The following is a 19,249-nucleotide window of genomic DNA, read 5'->3' as shown; positions in this document are numbered from 1 at the left end:
GTCGGTTTAATCGCCTTATTGGGAAAGATATAGGCATTCAGCGGAATCATATTAAATAATAAGAATTCCGCATGAAACAAGCCATTCGGCTAGGCAAAGTGCGGTATCTTTTTAAAAAGTTTCTTGGAATTGTTTACCCTCTTGGATGATAACGTTCGTGTAAGTGTTTCAGACGTTCTTTTGCCACGTGAGTATAAATTTGGGTGGTGGATAAATCACTGTGTCCAAGTAGCATTTGCACTACACGTAAATCGGCACCGTGATTGACCAAATGGGTCGCAAAGGCATGGCGTAATACATGAGGGGAGAGGCTGTCAGCATCAATTTCTGCAAGCAGAGCATAATGTTTAATGCGATGCCAAAATGTTTGACGTGTCATTTGTAAACCACGTTTACTTGGAAATACCACATCGCTACTTTGTCCATTAAGCAAGACAGAACGACCATACAACACAAATTGCTGAATCCAATAAGTGGCTTCTTCACCAATGGGCACAATACGTTCTTTGTCGCCTTTCCCGATAACCCGCACAATGCCTTGCTGAATATCAATATTTTCTACGGTTAAAGAAACCAGCTCGGTGACTCGCAAGCCCGTTGCATAGAGTAATTCCATCATGGCTTTATCACGCAATTCTAATGGAATATCCACATCAGGTGCATTGAGTAAATCCGTCACTTGTTGTTCCGTTAAATATTTTGGTAAACGGCTGGGTAATTTAGGTGAGCTTAATACCGCACTGGGATCATCGGTGCGGTATTTTTCTCGATATAAATAGTGAAAAAGTTTGCGAATGGCACTGAGTAAGCGAGCGGTGCTCGTGGCTTTATAGCCCTTTTCAAGGCGTTCCCCTAAAAAGGTCTGTAAATCCACGGCATCTAAATTCAGAAGCGTTAAGGCTTTTTCACCATCTTGCTTTTCTAACCATTGCAAAAGGGCGGTTAAATCTAAACGATAGGATTGCACGGTATTTTGTGATAAATGATGTTCAATCCACACTTCATTTAAAAAGATTTCCATTAACGCTGTATCTTTCATGCTATTTACCGATCAGCTAAAAACGCATCGACTTTACGTGGAATGACGACTAATGCCAAGGTAGCAACTCCCGTCATCACAAGAAAGGTCATGGATGGGGAAATTGGGTATAACCAACCTGATAATGCGGTTAATAATGCCACAGCCGCACAGCCTGAGATACCATTATATAAGCCCTGTAATTTCGCAATATGATGGAGTGGCTGAGTGGTGAAATAGCGAATGATCGCATAATGGTTCAGTGCATATGTAAAACTATGTAAGGTTTGAATGAGGGTTAAAGACCACAGGTCATTGAGCTCACTCAATGCCGACCAACGGATAACGGCAGCGAGGGCAGAAAGATAAAATAAGGAACTTACTGTCCAACGATGGAAAAGTTTGGTGGAAAAGAAAAACAGCAATATTTCCGCCACGATACTTAATCCCCACAGCAGACTGACAGTTTGTACGGAAATGCCTAAACTGTTCCAATACAGCACACTATACGCATAATAAGTGGCATGAGAACCTTGGATTAAGGAAATCGCAATGATTAAGCGTAGCGTGGTGCTATTTTTCAGTAAATCTTTAAACCTGATTTTCGTTTCTTCGGCATGCTGTTGTTCTTTCGGCATAGGTACAGGGGTCGCCATTTGCACCATCGCATAGAAAGCTAAAATTGCGGCTAAAATCCAGAGAATATTTTGCTCGCCGATTACGTCAATCACATAACCGAAGACCACAACACCAACCAAAAACGCAAAGGAACCGATTAAACGTGCCTTTCCATAATCCAGTTGAATTTGTTGTTGCCAAACGGTGGCAAGGGTATCACTAATCGGGGTTCCGCCTGCATTGAGCATGGAAAATAAGCCTATGGCAATGAATAATAGCCAAAAATTCTCTACCATAAAACTCATAGCCAGTAAAATGGCAAAAGCAGACCATGCAAGGTAACGCAATGCATGAATTAATTGGGTTGCCTTTTTCACTAAACTGGAAAAGAAAATCCCTCCAATAAAGCGAAACACATAGGAACTGGCAATGACAAATCCAATTAATTCTTCACCGTAGGCTTGTGATTTTAGCCAAGCAGGAAAGAAGGGGACAAATACGCCATACGCACAGAAATACCCAAAGAAGCTTAGAGCAAGCCAGTTAAATGCTGAAATTTTCATCAGAATAATTTCTCCATTTGTTGAGAACGTTCGACACAAGCTTGCATGGCTTGTTGCACGACATTATATAACTGTTGTTGATTGAATACATTCAAAGCGGCTGCGGTCGTACCACCTTTTGAGGTCACATTTTCACGCAAGGTGGCAATCGGTAAATCTGGATTGTCTATTACCATTTTTGCCGCCCCTAAAGCAGATTGTTGCACCAATAAGCGGGCGGTGTCTTCATCCATATTCATTTGGATTAACGCCTGTTGCATGGCTTCCATAAACAAGAAAAAATAAGCAGGGCTGCTGCCTGAACCTGCGGTAATCGCATGCATATCGGTTTCGTTGTTGACCCAACAGGTTTTTCCTACGGCATTGAGTAAATCTTGTGTGAATTGCTTGTATTCAGTGGTGAGATTATCTTGTGCAAATAAGCCCGACATGCCTTCCGACACTAAGGCAGGTGTATTAGGCATCACTCGCACAATGTGTTGTGCGGTGGGTAAGAGTGATTGCAATCTTGCTACACAAACGCCTGCGGCAATGGAAATCACTAATTTTTGGCTAAAATCCACCGCACTTAGGGCTTGGCACACCTCAGCAATCATTTGTGGTTTCACGGCTAGTAATACCACCTCTGATTGTTGCACCGCGGTTTGGTTATTCGCCTCGCTGGTTTCAATGGCATTTATGCCTTTTTCAGCGAAGATCTGACGTTTGGCAGCATTAGGATCGCTGACGGTGATCTGGTGAGGGGGGTAACCTTGCTTGAGCAATCCAAAAATAATGGCTTGAGCCATATTTCCGCCACCGATAAAGCAAATTGATTTCGCTTGCATATTTTTCTCTCGAACTACGTTACAATACCGAATTATTGAGTCGCCAATGCGACATAAGTTGCTTATTCTACCTTAAAAAAGAAGGAACAAACTATGGTTTGGTTTAAAAACCTCATGATTTATCGCCTAACAAAAGATTTGGATTGGGCATCAGAGCGTTTACAACGTGCATTACAACAATGTGAATATCATCCTTGCCAACAATCAGATATGAGCAAATTTGGTTGGACAACTCCGCTACGTGGCAGTGAAATGTTACATTTTTCAGTAGGGAAACAAATTTTATTAGTTGCACATAAAGAAGAGAAAATCTTACCTGCCCATGTGGTGAAAACCGAATTAGATCAACGCATTGAACAACTTGAGCAAAAAGAAAATCGTAAATTAAAGAAAGTGGAAAAACAGGCATTGAAAGAGGATGTTGTCTCTATGCTACTTCCTCGTGCCTTTAGTAAAAATCAACACACTGCATTATGGATTGATGCCGATAATCAGCTGATTTATGTGGATGCCGCCTCGGCAAAACGTGCCGAAGAGGTATTGGCATTGTTGCGTAAATCCTTGGGCTCTTTACCTGTGGTGCCATTGAGTTTTGCCAATGAACCGAGTGTGATGATGACCGATTGGTTGAATAAAGATCATACCCCAACATGGTTGACTCCCTTAGAAGAAGCTGAGCTAACAGGTAGCCAAGAAAGCGGGATTATTCGTTGTAAACAACAGAATTTAGCCTCAGAAGAAATTCAGAACCTCTTAAATGCAGGCAAGTTGATTACCAAGTTATCCTTAGAATGGGAAGATCATGTGTCTTTTATCTTAAACGAAGATTGCACCTTAAAGCGTTTGAAATTTGCTGATCAAATTCGTGAGAAAAATGACGATATTTTAAAAGAAGATTATGCTCAACGTTTTGATGCCGATTTTGTGTTAATGACAGGAACATTAAGTCAATTAACCGCTAATTTATTGAATGAATTTGGGGGTGAAAAGGCAAGACTGTAAATGTTCCTACGGGGAAATTGATGCCGTCGTATGGCGATCTGCTTTTTCAAAAAAGGGTTTAATCTCAATGTATTATTAGGGATTAAGCCCATTTTTTTATGGCATATTATCTTTAGGCGGCACGTTTATCCCACCTCATAATTATGATAGAGTACGCTTTTTTTATGCTTTTTTATTCTTTTTATTCTTAGCAATTAGGACAATATTTATGAAAAAATCAGCGATCACATTCAGTGTTATTATGGCAATAGGTGCATTATGGACAGGAAGTGCATGGTACACGGGTAAGCATATTGAATCGGCACATCAACATTATGTAGAGAAGGTGAATACAAAGCTTGCAAGCTTAAAACATATGGGGATTGATGCCAAAATCGCAGAGGTTAAATTTGAACGTGGCATTTTTCGTTCACAATTACGTTATGACCTCGTATTTCAATTAGAAAATCGGGATTGGGTTTTACCTTTTCAAAGCACCTTAAACCATGGTCCTTTCCCTTTAGATCGTTTAAGTCAGTTTAATCTCTTGCCTGTTTTCCTTTCAAGCCAAGATCAGCTTGTAAAACAACCGCACACTCAAACATGGTTTGATTATGCAGAAGGTCAAAATCCATTTACCAGTCAAATTGCCGTGGGGTATGACCAAAAAATCAGTGGGAAGATAGCGATTTCACCAGTGGAAATGAACATAAAAAACATGGCGTTACGTTGGAAAGGCATTTCTGCTCAGTTTTCCCATCTTGATGAGCACGGTGCGGGGGATATGAACCTAAATATGAAGGATACTCAGCTCCGAATCGAAAATCCGATGTCAGGAAAAGTGGCGGTTGATATAGGCAATATTACATTGAATAGCCAATTATCGGCAACCGAATGGGAGAAAATTCCTGTTGGGGTGCAAAAAATGCATATTGATCGCTTCAAGGCATACAGCAGCTTTCCGCAAAAAGCAGATGAAAAAATCGAATATCGTGATTGGTCTATTGATGCCAATATTCGCCAAGATGGGGCGTTTGTGAATTATCAGATCGACAATAAAATAGGCGAAATGCGTTTTCAAGATCAAGGGATGGGACAATTAGAGGTGGGGCTATCGCTTAATCATTTGGAAGGTCAAAGCCTAAATGCCCTGTTAAAATTGATTGAAGGCGAAAACATGGCAAACAATTCCTCTCGTGAAAAGGCGGGTGCATTGTTGAAACAATTATTAGATAAACACGCCTTAATTCAGGTTTCCCCGCTTCGTTTACGTAATTCGCAAGGGAAGCTGGATTCCAATTTCACGTTAGAATTTGCCAATAGCCAGTTTGAGGTATTAGAAAAAGGTCAAATTTTCAGCTTATTCAAACAGCTTGCGCTTAATGTGGATGTTGAAAAAGCCGCATTAGAGAAATTTATGGCGACCTCATTACAACAAGGCGGCATGAGTGCAGAAGAAGCCGATGAAAATGCGAAAATGTTGATGGAATGGACCTTAAATGATTTGCAAGAGAACGGGTTATTCGTCAATGAGCACGACAATGCCAAATTGCGATTAATTCTGGAAAAAGGCGAGTTGAAATTAAATGGCAAGGTGATCCCAGAAGACGAGGTGATGTTTATCTTGTTACAGTTTTTTTTAGGTATCACACAACAATAAGCTGAACCTTGAAAAAGTGCGGTCAATTTTCAACAAGTTTTGACTGCCTTTGCAGAAAGAAAAAAGACGGCTTTTCACGCCGTCTTTTTTGTGCCTGTAACATTATTGAATTAACAAGTAGAAATTGGTGTCGCCACGCACAATGTTGAGGGCAATAGCAGAAGGTTTTGAATCTAAAATTTTGCGTAATTGTCCCAAGTTTTCGACTTTTTGACGATTCACACCAATGATGATATCTCCTTTTTTCAAACCACGTTGCTCTGCAATGGATTTTGCTGCCACTTTATTGATGATCACCCCTTTTAAGCCTTTTTCATTGTGGTTGCTCATTTCCGCCCCTGTTAAGGCAGGTAACAAGCTGCTTGCATCTGCTTGGCTTTGATCATCGGATTGTAAGGTCACTTTGGTATGGTATGTTTTGCCATCTCGCAAATAAGTAAGATCGATTTCTTTACCCGCTCCCGACGTGGCAATTTTGGCACGCATTTCAGCAAAGCTTGAGATTTTCTGACCATTCATGGCGATAATGACATCCCCTGCTTTAATGCCCGCTTTTTCGGCGGCAGAATGCGGTAACACTTCGCTCACAAATGCCCCTTGTTGGGCTTCAATATCAAAGGCTTTGGCTAAATCGGCGTTGAGCTCCCCACCTTTAATACCCAACATACCACGGCGGACTTCACCAAATTCTAAAATTTGTTGAACAAGGTTATTTGCCATGTTGCTTGGAATGGCAAACGCAATTCCTGCATTGCCACCACTTGGTGAAATAATGGCGGTATTGATCCCGATTAATTCACCTTGTAGGTTAATCAATGGACCACCAGAGTTGCCACGATTGACTGCCGCATCTGTTTGAATGTAGTTCTCATAAGCACCACTATCTGATCCTGTTGAGCGACCCAGTGCAGAGACAATACCTGAGGTAACGGTTTGACCTAAACCAAATGGATTCCCAATTGCTACGGTAAAATCGCCCACTCGCAATTTATCTGAATCCGCAATTTTAAGAGCGGTTAAATTTTTCGGTTTTTCAATTTGAATTAATGCCACATCAGAGAGTTCATCGGCACCAATCACTTTAGCGGTTAATTCACGACCATCGTGTAATTGCACTGTGATTTTATCGGCATCATTGATCACGTGATTATTGGTTAACACATACCCTTTTTCGGCATTAATAATGACACCTGAACCAATCCCACGGAAGCTACGAGGCCCACGATCATTAAAAATGTCAGGACCGAAGAAAAAACGAAATTCTTCAGGAAAATCATTAAATTGTGATGGACCAACCACCTTTTGTTTCCCTTCAACGGAAATGGACACCACCGCAGGTAAGACTTTTTCTAACATGGGGGCAAGGCTAGGTACGGCTTGACCCTCAACATAGTTTGGTAAGCTCGCTTGGCTGATCATTGGGGTAGATAAGATGCTTAATCCGAGAGCAAGGCTAGTCAGTAGGAAATGCTTTTTTTTCATTGTTATTCTCCACATAAAATTAAACAACAACACATCATGAAATGTGTTTTTAGGTAGTGTTTCCATAAGGTCTAAGACAAAAAAAATAAAGAAATGTTCTAATTCGTCCAAATTTTTTACGTTTAACAACATTATTTGAAAAATGACCGCACTTTTTGTCTGGTTTAATCCAAGGAGGCGTATAATGAAAGCCCAGTTGAATAACTTGAAATAAGGAGTCATGATGAGCCAAATTACTCAACAACAAGTGCTCGACGCATTTCATTTTCGAAGTGCCGTTCGTCATTACGATCCGACGAGAAAAATTAGCGAGGAAGATTTTCGCTATATTTTAGAATTAGGGCGTTTATCGCCAAGCTCGGTGGGATTTGAACCTTGGAAATTTTTAGTGGTGCAAAATCCTGCGTTACGGGAAAAGTTAAAACCTGTGAGTTGGGGAATGAAAACGCAGTTAGATGAGGCAAGCCATTTGGTGTTTATTTTAGCCAAGAAAAATGCCCGTTATGATTCTGCTGATTTTCAGCAAACCTTATTACAACGTGGCTTAAGTCAAGAACAATTAGCCAAAGTGTTGACGATTTACGAAAAATTCCAACAACATGATATTAAGGTGTTGGATAGTGAACGTGCTTTGTTTGATTGGGCAAGTAAGCAAACTTACATTGCATTGGCTAACATGATGACAGGAGCAGCATTAGTCGGGATTGACTCTTGCCCGATAGAAGGCTTTGATTATCAGGCGGTGAATGACATTTTGGCTCAAACGGGGGCATTTGATCCGCAAGAATATGGGGTATCGGTTGCGGTGACGTTTGGCTATCGTGCGAAAGCGGTGAGAAAAAAGGTTCGCAAACCGCTTGAAGACATCACTTGTTGGATTAAGTGAAAATTCAACTCAGCGATTTTCAGCCATATGCAACCATGCCAAACAAAGGGAAGACCTTATGGGTCTTCCTTTTTTATCATCAGAAAGTCAGATCGTAGAGAAATCAGTTCGTAAAGAAACCAGAGTGTAGAGAAGCCAAGCAAAGTGCGGTCATTTTTCAAAACGTTTTGCGGATAAAGCCTATAAACTTAATTGGCGATGGCATCTTCCACGGGGGCAGGTTGATTGGCGGGGGCACTCGGATTGAGTACATCCCACAAACTCTCTTGGTAAACGGGCTGCACAACAGGCTGGCAAAAGGTTTGGTTTTTGTCTGCCCAAACAGGAATTTTACGTGAGCTTGTGCAGTCCCAGCCACCATAAGCATTAATGCCCACCCATTTTATTTGTGGTAAATCTTCTTGTAATAAGGCGGTTGGATGGGCAAGTTCTAGATAATCACGATAAATTTGTAAAGCACCAGATGCCCCCGTCAGCTTGGTTTCGCCATTATCATCACGCCCAAGCCACACGGTGCTCACATGCTGTCCATCAATACCAACAAACCACGTGTCTCTCGCTTCATTAGTGGTGCCTGTTTTGCCAGCCAGATGGAGGGAGGCAAATTGATTTTGCAGGCTACGAGCAGTGCCTCGCTCAACCACTTGTTGCATCGCATAAATTGTTTGATACGCCGCTTCAGCTGGCACAACTTGTTCTGGATCTAAATTGCGTTGATACAGTAAATTGCCGTGTTGATCAGTAATGCTATCAATGGTGGCTAAAGGGATTTTTTTCCCTTGATTGGCAATCACTTGATATAAATGGGTGACATCATAAGGGGAAATGGCATAAGCCCCGAGTAAGGTTGCAGGCACCTTAGGGATTTTCACTTTATCCCACCCCATAACCTGTTGTGTTTCAATCACTTTGTCTAATCCCAGTTTCATGCCAATGTTGACAGTGGGAATATTTAAAGAGCGTGTTAATGCATCCATTAACATCACTGAACCGCTGTATTTACGATCATAATTACGAGGTTGCCAAGGGGCACTTCCTTTGACTCGTATGGTAACAGGTTGGTTATTGATTGGGCTATTTAGGCGAAATTGTTCTGGCTGAGCTAATGCGGTCAAGTAAATCGCAGGCTTAACTAAGGATCCAATTTGGCGTTTCGCACTTAATGCACGGTTAAATCCTGCATATTGCGTTTGTAAGCCACCGACAATGGCTTTCACTTCCCCTTGACGATAATCAGCAATCACCATTGCCGCTTGTAAATGCGGATTTTTATGTTTTTGTTGTAATTGGGTGGTGGCATTGACGACAGCTTGTTCTGCATAGGCTTGCTGTTTCGGATCAAGGGTGGAAAAAATGCGTGCCCCCAGTAAATTCCCTGCTTTGTTTTCCCCTAATTGTTGGCGTAGTTCGGCTTGCAAGGTTTGAATGAAGGCAGGGTATTTACGGCTAATTTGTCCCCGTTGTTGTACACCAAGTGGGCGTTGAATCAGAATGTGATAAAGTTCATCACCAATCACTTTATGATCACGTAATAAACGTAATACCACATTGCGGCGTTCAAGGGCATGTTGTGGATTTCGCCATGGGTTGTACAGTGAAGGTCCTTTTACCATGCCGACTAATAAGGCAATTTGATCAAGGCTAATTTCACGGGTTGATCGCCCAAAATAAAAATGGCTTGCCAGTTCAAAACCATGAATTTGCGTATCGCCATTTTGACCTAAATAAATCTCATTTAAGTAAGTTTCTAAAATACGATTTTTGTCATAACGCCAATCTAAAATCACCGCCATGAAGGCTTCGTTCATTTTCCGTGTGAGGGTGCGTTGATTACTTAAAAATAAGTTTTTGACTAATTGTTGGGTGAGGGTACTTCCACCTTGCACCGTATGTCCAGCTTGAAGATTGGTGATCATCGCACGGGTAATTCCCAATAAACTGATTCCTTCATGTTCGTAAAAGCGACGATCTTCTGTTAGCAATAAAGCATCAATTAATAAACGAGGGTAGTGATGTAAAGCAATGGCAAGGCGTTCTTCCTTATCGGATTGCAACATGGCGATCAATTTCGGGGCTAAACGAAATTCGGGAATGCTACGTAGGTTGATCAAATCTTCAATGACACGAAGTTGATTATTTTCAAAACGTAAACGAAAAACCCGTTGGGCTTCAGGTTGAATTGGGAAAGGAAAGGCACGGCGTAGCAAGACAATGGTGTTATTTTCAATTTTAAAATCACCTGGTGCTGCCACAATGGTGGTTTGGCGATATTCATTTTCCAGCAAGCGTTGTTTGACTTGCTCAAAGCTTAGATGATCTTCAAGACGGATAGATTCAATACGACTATATACTTCAGCAGGTAAACGCCAAATTTGCCCGTTCATTTTTGAGCGGATTTGTCCATCTAAATAGATCCCATAAAAGGCAAGCATGACCGCCACAGTAAAGCTCAGTTTGGCTAGCAAAATAAGCCAAGAACGGGATCTTTTCGGCGATTTATTTTTTTTTGCGGTGGACATAGTGACCTGCTTGAAAAGCGTTATTCAAAGCCATTAAAGAAAGGCTAAATAGGCTTGTAAAAAATGAACGAAATCGGGTGTACCACAAAAGGCAATACTTTCTTCATCGTAATAGTGAAAGTCATCTTCAAGTTCTTGATCCTCTTCAATCAGCAGATTATTGGCTCGCACCATTACTTCATCTTGATTAATGAATAAGCTGTATTCTGCACCAATCAAAGTCAGTTCTTGTTGAGGTTGCAAGGTTTGAATTTGTTGAAGGACCGTTTGAATTTGTGTGGCATCATGACGCACTTCCGTATTGAACCAGTTTGCTATCGCCTCATGCCCCATTGAGCATTTGGCGGTCACTGCACCTTGGTATGATGTAAATTGGAAATCCATCTTTAGATACTAAATGATGAACCACAGCCACAAGTGGTGGATGCATTGGGATTATTCACAATAAAGCGTGATCCTTCTAAACCTTCGGTATAGTCAACCGTGCCACCAATGAGATATTGCAAACTCATTGGATCAATGACTAATTGCACCCCTGATTTTTCGATGGTTAAATCGCCTTCATTGACTTTTTCATCAAAGGTGAATCCATATTGGAAACCACTACAACCTCCCCCCGTAATATACACACGCAGTTTTAAATTGGCATTTTCTTCTTCGGAAATTAAGGCTTTGACCTTGTTTGCCGCCGCGTCTGTAAAGTTTAGTGGTACAGAAATGTCTGTCATAAATTCTCTCGCTATAATTTCAATTGAATTTTTCTATTATCTAATAACCGCCCCATTCGTTCAAGAATTTATCAGCGATTTTTCAAAGATATGGTGCTATAATTCTCGGACGAATTAAGTTTACGGAGAGAATTTTTATGGCAATTCCATTAAGAACAGAAGCAGAGATCGTGAAGTTACGCGAGGCTTGCAAACTTGCCTCAGACGTATTAGTGATGATTGAACCCTATGTTAAAGCTGGGATTAGCACGGGAGAATTAGACCGTATTTGTCATGAATATATGGTCAATGTGCAAAAAACGATCCCCGCTTGTTTAGGTTATCATGGCTTTCCGAAATCCACGTGCATTTCATTAAATGAAGTGGTTTGTCATGGTATTCCAAATGATGCAAAGCTTTTAAAACAGGGCGATATTGTCAATATTGATGTCACCGTAATTAAAGATGGCTATTTTGGTGATAATTCAAAAATGTATATTGTGGGTGAAACCAATATACGCAGTAAAAAATTATGTGAAGCGGCACAAGAAGCCCTTTATCAAGGATTGCGTACGGTAAAACCGGGTATTCGTTTAAATGAAATTGGACGAGCAGTACAAAAATACACGGAATCGCAAGGCTTTAGTGTGGTTCGTGAATATTGTGGACACGGCGTGGGCACGGAGTTCCATTGTGAACCTCAAGTGTTACATTATTATGCTGATGATGGTGGCGTGGTGTTACAACCAGGCATGGTGTTTACCATTGAGCCAATGATCAATGCGGGTAAAAAAGAAGTGCGTTTGATGGGTGATGGTTGGACGGTAAAAACCAAAGATCGCAGTCATTCCGCACAATATGAGCATCAACTGGTGGTGACCGAAACAGGCTGTGAGGTGATGACAATCCGAGAGGAAGAAATCGCCGAAGGTCGCATTCAGCGTATTATGGTGAATGTCTAACATCTAACAAAGAATTTGGCTGAGCGTCTATATTGCTCAGCCATTTTTTATGGAAAAACATATGCAATGTGATTATTCTTCACCTTTTTTATCTGCAACGTCTATGCACGGGCTGGATCTGACTACGCTGAAAAGTGCGGTCAAAATGGAAAAAGAAGCCCTAAAGCAATTTGAACTGCAACATTTTTCTACATGTTCTGTTTATCAGTTAATTGCCAATCGCACGAAATTTTGTGATCAATTATTATTGGCACTTTGGCACTATTTTGATTTGGATAAACAACCGCATTTGACATTGGTCGCCGTAGGGGGTTATGGGCGGAGAGAAATGTTTCCCTTGTCGGATTTAGATGTATTGATTTTAACCACGCAACACTTAACTATACAAAGTGAGCAAAGTGAAAGCAAAATTGCCGATTTTGTGCAATGTTTGTGGGACTGTGGCTTTGAAGTAGGACATGCCGTACGCACATTGGCAGAATGTGAAAGCGTGGGCAAAGCAGAGATCACCATCGCCACCAACTTATTAGAAGCCCGCTATTTGTGTGGTGAGCAAGCACAATTCAATCAATTAATGGCGTTAGTGAAAAAGCCTGATTTTTGGCCGAAAGAGGCATTTTTTCATGCGAAAACCCAAGAGCGTATCGCACGTTATCAACGTTATCACAACACGAGTTACAATCTTGAGCCAGACATAAAACACAGCCCCGGTGGGTTACGAGATTTGCATTTATTGTATTGGATTGCGTTGCGGCATACAGGGGCAAAAAATTTAGAAGATATTTTACAGTCTGGCTTTATTTATCCCGAAGAATATCATTTACTTCAAGACAGCCAGCAGTTTTTGTTTAAAGTCCGTTTTGCATTGCACCTTATCTTAAAACGCTATGACAACCGTTTGTTGTTCGAGCGTCAAATCCGTGTGGCAGAATTATTGGGATTTGAAGGGCAGGGCAATCAAGGTGTGGAAAGTATGATGAAACGTTTTTTCCAAGCCTTGCAAAGTATTTCCTTATTAAGTGATGTCATTGTTAAGCATTATCGAGAGCATTTTTTACAACCAAATCAACACTGCGAAACGCATATTCTTGATGCCCATTTTGAATTGCAAAATAATGCGTTGTGTTTACGTGATCCTTTACTTTTCATACAATCCCCTGATCTGATTTTGGATGTATTTTTTCATTTAACTCAACATCCGCAGTCAGATATTCATTCCTCTACCTTACGACAGTTGCATTTAGCCTTAGAGCAATTAGACGGGTACCTTTGTGATTTGCCGTTGGCAAGAGAAAAGTTTTTACGTTTATTAAATCAACCTCAGGCGATAGAAAAAGCCTTTGTGCCCATGCACAAATATGGGGTACTGCATGCCTACTTACCTCAATGGAAGCATATTGAAGGGCTGATGCAATTTGATTTATTCCATTGTTATACGGTAGATGAGCATACTTTACGCACCATGTTGAAGCTGGAGTTTTTTCTGTCGCCAGAAAGTGTGGCAATACATCCTTTGTGTAGTCAGCTTTTTCCTCGTTTAACGGATCGCACCTTGTTATATATTGCCGCCTTATTTCATGATATTGCGAAAGGGCGAGGAGGCGACCATGCCGTTTTAGGGGCACAAGAGGTGAGAATCTTTGCCCTACAACATGGTTTCGACCAACGAGAAGTGCAAACCTTGTCATGGTTAGTTGAACAGCATTTGTTGATGTCTGTCACGGCACAACGGCGTGATATTCATGATCCCGAAGTGGTGTTAGATTTTGCAGAAGCGGTGCAAAATCAGGTACGTCTGGATTATTTAACCTGTTTAACGGTGGCGGATATTTGTGCGACCAATGAAACCTTATGGAACAGTTGGAAGCGTTCCTTAATTGCGAGTTTATATCAATTTACCAATAAACAATTCGATCAGGGAATGGACCGTGTATTAGATCAACAAGATAAGATACAAACCCATCGTGCACAGGCTCTGAGTTTATTAGCAGAACAGAACCAAGCATTAAGTGCGGTGCAAATTGAAAAAGTTTGGCAACGTTGCCCAGATGAGTATTTTTTACGTAACAGCCCAAAACAAATTGCGTGGCATACACAACTTTTATCCGAAAATGAAACCGATTTATTGGTAAAAATCAGTAACCGCTTTTCTGATGGGGGCACAGAAGTGTTTGTGTATTGCAAAGACCAGCCGAACCTGTTTAATAAAGTGGTGACTACAATTGGTGCGAAAAAATTCAGTATTCACGACGCGCAGATCATTACCAGTCACGATGGTTATGTTTTTGACACCTTTATGGTGACAGAATTCGATGGCAGTTTGGCGAAGTTTGATCGTCGTCGTAGCTTAGAAAAAGCCTTATTGCAAACCTTAACGGCGACCAAACTGCCGAAACTGACATTGTGCAATAACCACAAATTGCAGCATTTCCATGTGAAAACCGAAGTTCGTTTTTTAAAAGAACAACGCACAGAACAAACAGAAATGGAGCTTTTCACCTTAGATCAGGCAGGCTTGTTGGCAAAAGTGAGTCAAGTGTTTAGTGAATTAAAATTGAATTTACAGAATGCCAAAATTACAACGGTGGGAGAACGAGCAGAAGACTTTTTTATTTTGACGAACGCAGAAGGCAGAGCATTAACCGCAGAACAACGTCAACACCTTGAACAACGTTTACACGAAGTGCTCGATCCTAAATAGAACAGAAGAAAAGTTTGTAAAAATTGACCGCACTTTGGCTGATGACAAGACATTCAGCTTAAAAAGTGCGGTCTTTTTTATTATTTTTTTAAATTCACCACCGCAACGGAAACGATGATGATTGCTCCGCCAATCAGCATTTTTAAACTTGGTGTTTGATCTAACCATAACCAAGCAATCAAAATGGCATAAACGGGCTCAAGAGAAATGATCATTGCCGCAGTGCGTGCATTAATCGTATCTAAACTCGATACAAAAAGCGTGTAAGCAAAGGTCGTGCAAAGTAAGCCGATACAAGCGATCCAAAACCAATCTTGTAAGGATACTTGTGGTAATTGATGTGCAGAGAAGGGCAGTAACACAATCGCTACCATTAAATATTGCCACCAACTGGCTTGTGCTCCCGAGAGTTTAGTCGAGTTAATACGATTTAAAACCGCCAATAAACCATAGCTAATAGCAGAGAAAATACCCCATAATAACCCTTGAGTGGATTGGTTGCCAAACTCAAATTCAGGCGTAATGAGGATTAAGCCAATAGAAATAGCGACTAAAAGAAAATATTCTTTCGATTTTAACCGCTCTTTTAAGATCAACATCTCAAATAAAGCAACAAAGGCAGGGAAACTGGCAAAACCTAATGTACCAACAGCAACCCCGCCAACTTTAATACCTTGATAAAAACTTACCCAATGTAACGCAAGTAATCCGCCTAAAAGTAGCTGTAAAAGCATTTCTTTAAGTGATAATTTTGTCAGTGCTTGTTTTTTGATAAGGAAAAATAAAGCTAATGAGGCAAACGCAATCAGTACACGTCCTAAGACTAATGCTTCCGAACTACTTTCGATTAAAAAACCAAAAATACCAGAGGCACCGAAAAGCACTGCGGTGCCGTGGACTTTAATTAATGCGAGAGAATGTTTATCCATCTATTTATGAACTCTTAATTCTGCAAATGCGTGATCTGCCGCTTGTAAAGTGCGGTCAATATCTTGTTCAGTATGTGCTAAAGACATAAAACCAGCTTCAAATGCTGATGGTGCAAGATAAACGCCTTGTTCTAACATTGCATGGAAGAATGTATTAAATTTTGCAGTATCACAAGCCATCACCTCTTGATAAGAGGAAACGCTTGTTTGTTCTGTAAAGAACAGTCCAAACATACCGCCAACATAATTCACCACAAAAGGCACGTGATGTTTATCTGCTAACGCTTTTAAGCCTAAGGCGAGTTTTTCAGTTAATTGGGCTAAATGTTGTTCATTGCCAGCTTTTTTCAATTCGGTTAAACAAGCAAGTCCAGCTGCCATTGCGATAGGATTACCCGATAAGGTCCCCGCTTGGTAAACAGGACCCAAGGGGGCAATATGTTGCATAATTTCTTTTTTCCCACCAAAAGCACCAACCGGCATACCGCCCCCAATCACTTTGCCTAAGCAGGTTAAATCAGGGGTAACACCATAATAAGATTGAGCACCGTTTAAAGCGACACGAAAACCCGTCATCACTTCGTCAATAATCAATACCGCACCGTATTGATCGCAAAGCTCACGTAAACCTTGTAAGAAACCTTTTTGTGGAGGTACGCAATTCATATTGCCCGCTACGGGTTCAACAATAAGACAGGCAATGTCATTTGGATATTGCTCAAAAGCCTGTTTAACAGAATGAAGATCATTATAAGTACAGGTTAATGTGTGTTTCGCAAAATCTGCAGGCACACCAGGTGAGTTTGGTTGACCTAAAGTTAATGCACCAGAGCCTGCTTTGACTAAAAGCGAATCTGCGTGACCGTGATAACAGCCTTCAAATTTAATGATTTTATCTCTATTTGTATAACCACGAGCTAAACGAATGGCAGACATGGTGGCTTCGGTGCCCGAGCTGACCATTCGCACCATGTCGATTGAGGGAATCAATGAACAAACCAGTTCAGCCAATTCAATTTCTAAGGGGGTAGGTGCCCCAAAGCTCAAGCCATTTTGGGCAGTTTGAATGACCGCCTCTAAAATAGCAGGATGGTTATGCCCTAAAATCATTGGTCCCCAAGAGCCAACATAGTCAATATATTGTTTACCTTCCGTATCATAAATATAAGCACCTTGTGCTTTCTCGATAAAAACAGGGGTTCCCCCTACACCTTTAAAGGCACGAACAGGGGAGTTAACGCCGCCGGGAATGGTTTGTTGTGCACGTTGAAAAAGAGAAATTGACGTGGTCATAGTGAAATCCTAATATTGCGGTTAAAATGAACGTTATCTTACTGTAAAAATCAGGTCATAGACAAAAATATTTATGGAAGAAATCGGCTTTGTGCTATTCTTCGCAAAATAAAAATTCAAAGGGTACAGCTAATGTTATTGAGTTTATTTGCGACTTTTTTTGGGGCTCTTTTCACATTGTTAATAATGCGACCGCTCGCAGTCAAAATAGGTTTAGTTGATAAACCGAATTATCGTAAACGTCATCAAGGTGCAATTCCATTAATTGGGGGAATTTCCTTATTTATGGGAAATTTGTGTTTCTATTTATTTGAATGGGAACAAATGCGTTTACCTTCTCTTTATATCTTCAGTATTTTTGTTTTGCTCGTGATAGGGATTTTAGATGATCGTTTTGATATTAGCCCATTTTTAAGAGCAGGGATTCAGGCTATTCTGGCGATTTTAATGATCGATTTGGGGAATTTATATCTTGACCATCTTGGACAAATCATCGGACCTTTCCAGTTAACCTTAGGTTCCATCGGTTTGTTGATTACTGTATTGGCAACCATTGCGGCAATTAATGCCTTTAACATGATTGATGGTATTGATGGTTTACTGGGCGGATTATCCATTATTGCTTTTGTGTCGATTGGTATTTTATTGGTCATGGATAATCAGCTTGATTTAGCTTATTGGAGCTTTGCTTTAATTATTGCGATCTTGCCGTATTTCATGATGAATCTTGGCATTCCTTTTGGGGCTAAATTTAAGATTTTTATGGGCGATGCGGGAAGTACCTTAATTGGCTTTACCATTATTTGGATTCTCTTGCTCAGTACACAAGGTAAAGGGCACCCAATGAACCCTGTTACCGCACTTTGGATTATAGCCATTCCGTTGATTGATATGGTGGCGATTATGTATCGCCGATTACGTAAAGGAAAAAGCCCATTTCGCCCCGATCGCTTACATATTCACCATATTATGATGCGAGCAGGCTTAACCTCACGTCAGGCTTTTTTGCTGATTACCTTTATTGCAGCCATTTGTGCCACGATTGGTATCATGGGGGAGGTTTTCTATATCAACGAATGGATTATGTTTAGTGCTTTTATTTTATTATTCTTTATGTATTCTTATTCAATTAGTCGTGCTTGGCGGATTACACGCTGGGTGCGTCGTATGAAACGTAAGGCAAAACGTCCGAATAAATGATTTTTTTAGGAACAACAATCAAAAAGGAAAGAAAATGACAAATCAGATGGAAAATCAACAAAGAAAACACCGCACTTTTACTCGCTATGTTTTTCTCTTTTTCATTTTAACTGGATTAAGTGCACTTGTTGCTTATGCAGCGAGTTTTCTGGTGAAAAAAGAATGGCGTGCCGAAGCCTATGTAGGTGCCCCTACAATTAACGTATTAGGCAACTATTATTCTCTTTCTTCTATGTATGAATTAGTTAGTGGCAAGAAAAATGAGCTTTCTCCAACAGAGTTAGCCTACCGTGAATTTAAAAAACAAGCGATGTCTCACGATGTCATCACGCAATTTTGGAAAAACACTGATTTTTATCGACAAAAACAAACAGGCGAAAGTGTGTTTGATCAGCAAGAGCTTGAACGCCTATCAAAAAGTTTTGGATTTAGCACAGAACAAGTGTTGAATTCTGTTAATGGAAGCATGGGTGATCGTATTTCCTTAACATTAGGAAGCCCGAAACAAGCCACCGAATTATTAGGGGATTTTGTAGATTATGTTAATTTACAAACTCGAAATGTCGTTTATAACGAGCTTATTTACCGTTGGAAAGTGTTATTTGATGAAGTGAAAAAAGCTGGAGAATTTAATTTAGGGAATCTTCAAAAGAATAATGGCATTGTCTCTGCGGAAGATTGGCAAGGTAAATTGAAGTTAATGCAGTCTGTTAATCCATTGGATGATCAATTTGTGGCTTATCGTTATTTCAAAAAGCCAACCACTTCTGTTAATTACACCTCACCAAATCGTATTTTGTGGGCTGTCATTGGGGCTGGAATCGGATTACTTATGAGCTTATTGATTATTTCAGTATTCAGCAGATTGCGTAAAAATGCCTAAAACCCCTTTTAAATAGTAAA

Annotated in this window: 16 protein-coding genes; 7 read left to right on the top strand and 9 right to left on the bottom strand. The window is 40.6% G+C overall.

The genetic code is table 11. The annotated features are described in order from the left end of the window. Positions 1 to 133: 133 nt before the first annotated feature. From xerD to proC, 3 genes are read right to left on the bottom strand one after another with little or no spacing between them, the layout of a single operon-like run. Positions 134 to 1,039, bottom strand: a complete 906-nt coding sequence (gene xerD / locus ACPEEM_RS06350) for a site-specific tyrosine recombinase XerD (RefSeq protein WP_424406378.1) — start codon at positions 1,037 to 1,039, stop codon at positions 134 to 136. Between the two features lie 5 nt (positions 1,040 to 1,044). Beyond that, on the bottom strand, positions 1,045 to 2,199 hold the full coding sequence (locus tag ACPEEM_RS06345; RefSeq protein ID WP_424406376.1) for a 3-phenylpropionate MFS transporter: 1,155 nt from the start codon (positions 2,197 to 2,199) through the stop codon (positions 1,045 to 1,047). Next, positions 2,199 to 3,026 carry a pyrroline-5-carboxylate reductase gene (gene proC / locus ACPEEM_RS06340; protein ID WP_424404606.1) on the bottom strand — a complete coding sequence of 276 codons (828 nt, stop codon included), beginning with the start codon at positions 3,024 to 3,026 and terminating at the stop codon, positions 2,199 to 2,201. Before proC ends, ACPEEM_RS06345 begins: the two co-directional genes overlap by 1 nt. A 93-nt stretch (positions 3,027 to 3,119) precedes the next feature. Here proC and rdgC point away from each other — a divergent pair, with 93 nt between their 5' ends. Both rdgC and ACPEEM_RS06330 read left to right on the top strand, forming a co-directional pair. Next, the gene (gene rdgC / locus ACPEEM_RS06335) at positions 3,120 to 4,028 is read left to right on the top strand and encodes a recombination-associated protein RdgC (protein ID WP_424401272.1); all 909 of its coding nucleotides are present in this window, start codon (positions 3,120 to 3,122) and stop codon (positions 4,026 to 4,028) included. Positions 4,029 to 4,236: 208 nt separating this feature from the next. Further along, entirely contained in the window at positions 4,237 to 5,667 is a 1,431-nt protein-coding gene (locus ACPEEM_RS06330; protein ID WP_424406374.1) for a YdgA family protein, read from the top strand. A 102-nt stretch (positions 5,668 to 5,769) separates the two neighbouring features. Here ACPEEM_RS06330 and ACPEEM_RS06325 read toward each other — a convergent pair whose 3' ends face one another. Beyond that, the gene (locus tag ACPEEM_RS06325) at positions 5,770 to 7,149 is read right to left on the bottom strand and encodes a Do family serine endopeptidase (RefSeq protein ID WP_424404332.1); all 1,380 of its coding nucleotides are present in this window, start codon (positions 7,147 to 7,149) and stop codon (positions 5,770 to 5,772) included. Positions 7,150 to 7,372: 223 nt separating this feature from the next. On the opposite strand from ACPEEM_RS06325, the gene ACPEEM_RS06320 reads away from it, so the two are divergent. Continuing rightward, complete coding sequence (locus tag ACPEEM_RS06320; RefSeq protein ID WP_424404046.1) at positions 7,373 to 8,035, top strand: NAD(P)H-dependent oxidoreductase; 663 nt, start codon at positions 7,373 to 7,375, stop codon at positions 8,033 to 8,035. Between the two features lie 188 nt (positions 8,036 to 8,223). Here ACPEEM_RS06320 and mrcB read toward each other — a convergent pair whose 3' ends face one another. Genes mrcB through erpA form a run of 3 tightly spaced genes read right to left on the bottom strand, consistent with a single transcriptional unit; the run spans position 8,224 to position 11,282 of the window. Continuing rightward, positions 8,224 to 10,554, bottom strand: coding sequence for a penicillin-binding protein 1B (mrcB, locus tag ACPEEM_RS06315; RefSeq protein WP_424406372.1), 2,331 nt, complete (start codon positions 10,552 to 10,554; stop codon positions 8,224 to 8,226). A gap of 33 nt (positions 10,555 to 10,587) precedes the next feature. Next, positions 10,588 to 10,938: a YacL family protein gene (locus tag ACPEEM_RS06310; protein ID WP_424406370.1), complete on the bottom strand. Its 351-nt coding sequence runs from the start codon at positions 10,936 to 10,938 to the stop codon at positions 10,588 to 10,590. A 2-nt stretch (positions 10,939 to 10,940) separates the two neighbouring features. Continuing rightward, positions 10,941 to 11,282, bottom strand: a complete 342-nt coding sequence (erpA, locus tag ACPEEM_RS06305) for an iron-sulfur cluster insertion protein ErpA (RefSeq protein ID WP_424401264.1) — start codon at positions 11,280 to 11,282, stop codon at positions 10,941 to 10,943. A gap of 137 nt (positions 11,283 to 11,419) precedes the next feature. Here erpA and map point away from each other — a divergent pair, with 137 nt between their 5' ends. Both map and glnD read left to right on the top strand, forming a co-directional pair. After that, positions 11,420 to 12,223 carry a type I methionyl aminopeptidase gene (gene map / locus ACPEEM_RS06300; protein WP_424401262.1) on the top strand — a complete coding sequence of 268 codons (804 nt, stop codon included), beginning with the start codon at positions 11,420 to 11,422 and terminating at the stop codon, positions 12,221 to 12,223. A 103-nt stretch (positions 12,224 to 12,326) separates the two neighbouring features. Further along, positions 12,327 to 14,924 (top strand): bifunctional uridylyltransferase/uridylyl-removing protein GlnD, encoded by a 2,598-nt coding sequence (gene glnD / locus ACPEEM_RS06295; protein ID WP_424408231.1) that lies wholly within the window; start codon positions 12,327 to 12,329, stop codon positions 14,922 to 14,924. Positions 14,925 to 15,004: 80 nt separating this feature from the next. On the opposite strand, the gene ACPEEM_RS06290 is transcribed toward glnD, so the two are convergent. Together ACPEEM_RS06290 and hemL are read right to left on the bottom strand one after the other, a co-directional pair. Then, the gene (locus ACPEEM_RS06290) at positions 15,005 to 15,853 is read right to left on the bottom strand and encodes a DMT family transporter (RefSeq protein ID WP_424404598.1); all 849 of its coding nucleotides are present in this window, start codon (positions 15,851 to 15,853) and stop codon (positions 15,005 to 15,007) included. Beyond that, on the bottom strand, positions 15,854 to 17,146 hold the full coding sequence (gene hemL / locus ACPEEM_RS06285; RefSeq protein WP_424406368.1) for a glutamate-1-semialdehyde 2,1-aminomutase: 1,293 nt from the start codon (positions 17,144 to 17,146) through the stop codon (positions 15,854 to 15,856). Positions 17,147 to 17,278: 132 nt separating this feature from the next. Between hemL and wecA the strand changes: the two genes are divergently transcribed. Both wecA and ACPEEM_RS06275 read left to right on the top strand, forming a co-directional pair. Further along, positions 17,279 to 18,346 (top strand): UDP-N-acetylglucosamine--undecaprenyl-phosphate N-acetylglucosaminephosphotransferase, encoded by a 1,068-nt coding sequence (wecA, locus tag ACPEEM_RS06280; protein ID WP_424401257.1) that lies wholly within the window; start codon positions 17,279 to 17,281, stop codon positions 18,344 to 18,346. 34 nt (positions 18,347 to 18,380) lie between these two features. Next, positions 18,381 to 19,229, top strand: a complete 849-nt coding sequence (locus tag ACPEEM_RS06275; protein WP_424404594.1) for an LPS chain length-determining protein — start codon at positions 18,381 to 18,383, stop codon at positions 19,227 to 19,229. The last annotated feature ends 20 nt before the right edge of the window (positions 19,230 to 19,249 follow it).

Origin of the sequence: Pasteurella pantherarum (assembly GCF_049670885.1) — a bacterium.
GTDB lineage: Bacteria > Pseudomonadota > Gammaproteobacteria > Enterobacterales > Pasteurellaceae > Pasteurella.
This window is presented reverse-complemented; position numbering and strand designations above follow the sequence as displayed.

Bases quoted from the DNA above. Each gene is read 5' to 3' on its own strand.
- xerD (WP_424406378.1), bottom strand. From the start codon at position 1,039: ATGAAAGATACAGCGTTAATGGAAATCTTTTTAAATGAAGTGTGGATT.
- ACPEEM_RS06345 (WP_424406376.1), bottom strand. From the start codon at position 2,199: ATGAAAATTTCAGCATTTAACTGGCTTGCTCTAAGCTTCTTTGGGTAT.
- proC (WP_424404606.1), bottom strand. From the start codon at position 3,026: ATGCAAGCGAAATCAATTTGCTTTATCGGTGGCGGAAATATGGCTCAA.
- rdgC (WP_424401272.1), top strand. From the start codon at position 3,120: ATGGTTTGGTTTAAAAACCTCATGATTTATCGCCTAACAAAAGATTTG.
- ACPEEM_RS06330 (WP_424406374.1), top strand. From the start codon at position 4,237: ATGAAAAAATCAGCGATCACATTCAGTGTTATTATGGCAATAGGTGCA.
- ACPEEM_RS06325 (WP_424404332.1), bottom strand. From the start codon at position 7,149: ATGAAAAAAAAGCATTTCCTACTGACTAGCCTTGCTCTCGGATTAAGC.
- ACPEEM_RS06320 (WP_424404046.1), top strand. From the start codon at position 7,373: ATGAGCCAAATTACTCAACAACAAGTGCTCGACGCATTTCATTTTCGA.
- mrcB (WP_424406372.1), bottom strand. From the start codon at position 10,554: ATGTCCACCGCAAAAAAAAATAAATCGCCGAAAAGATCCCGTTCTTGG.
- ACPEEM_RS06310 (WP_424406370.1), bottom strand. From the start codon at position 10,938: ATGGATTTCCAATTTACATCATACCAAGGTGCAGTGACCGCCAAATGC.
- erpA (WP_424401264.1), bottom strand. From the start codon at position 11,282: ATGACAGACATTTCTGTACCACTAAACTTTACAGACGCGGCGGCAAAC.
- map (WP_424401262.1), top strand. From the start codon at position 11,420: ATGGCAATTCCATTAAGAACAGAAGCAGAGATCGTGAAGTTACGCGAG.
- glnD (WP_424408231.1), top strand. From the start codon at position 12,327: ATGCACGGGCTGGATCTGACTACGCTGAAAAGTGCGGTCAAAATGGAA.
- ACPEEM_RS06290 (WP_424404598.1), bottom strand. From the start codon at position 15,853: ATGGATAAACATTCTCTCGCATTAATTAAAGTCCACGGCACCGCAGTG.
- hemL (WP_424406368.1), bottom strand. From the start codon at position 17,146: ATGACCACGTCAATTTCTCTTTTTCAACGTGCACAACAAACCATTCCC.
- wecA (WP_424401257.1), top strand. From the start codon at position 17,279: ATGTTATTGAGTTTATTTGCGACTTTTTTTGGGGCTCTTTTCACATTG.
- ACPEEM_RS06275 (WP_424404594.1), top strand. From the start codon at position 18,381: ATGACAAATCAGATGGAAAATCAACAAAGAAAACACCGCACTTTTACT.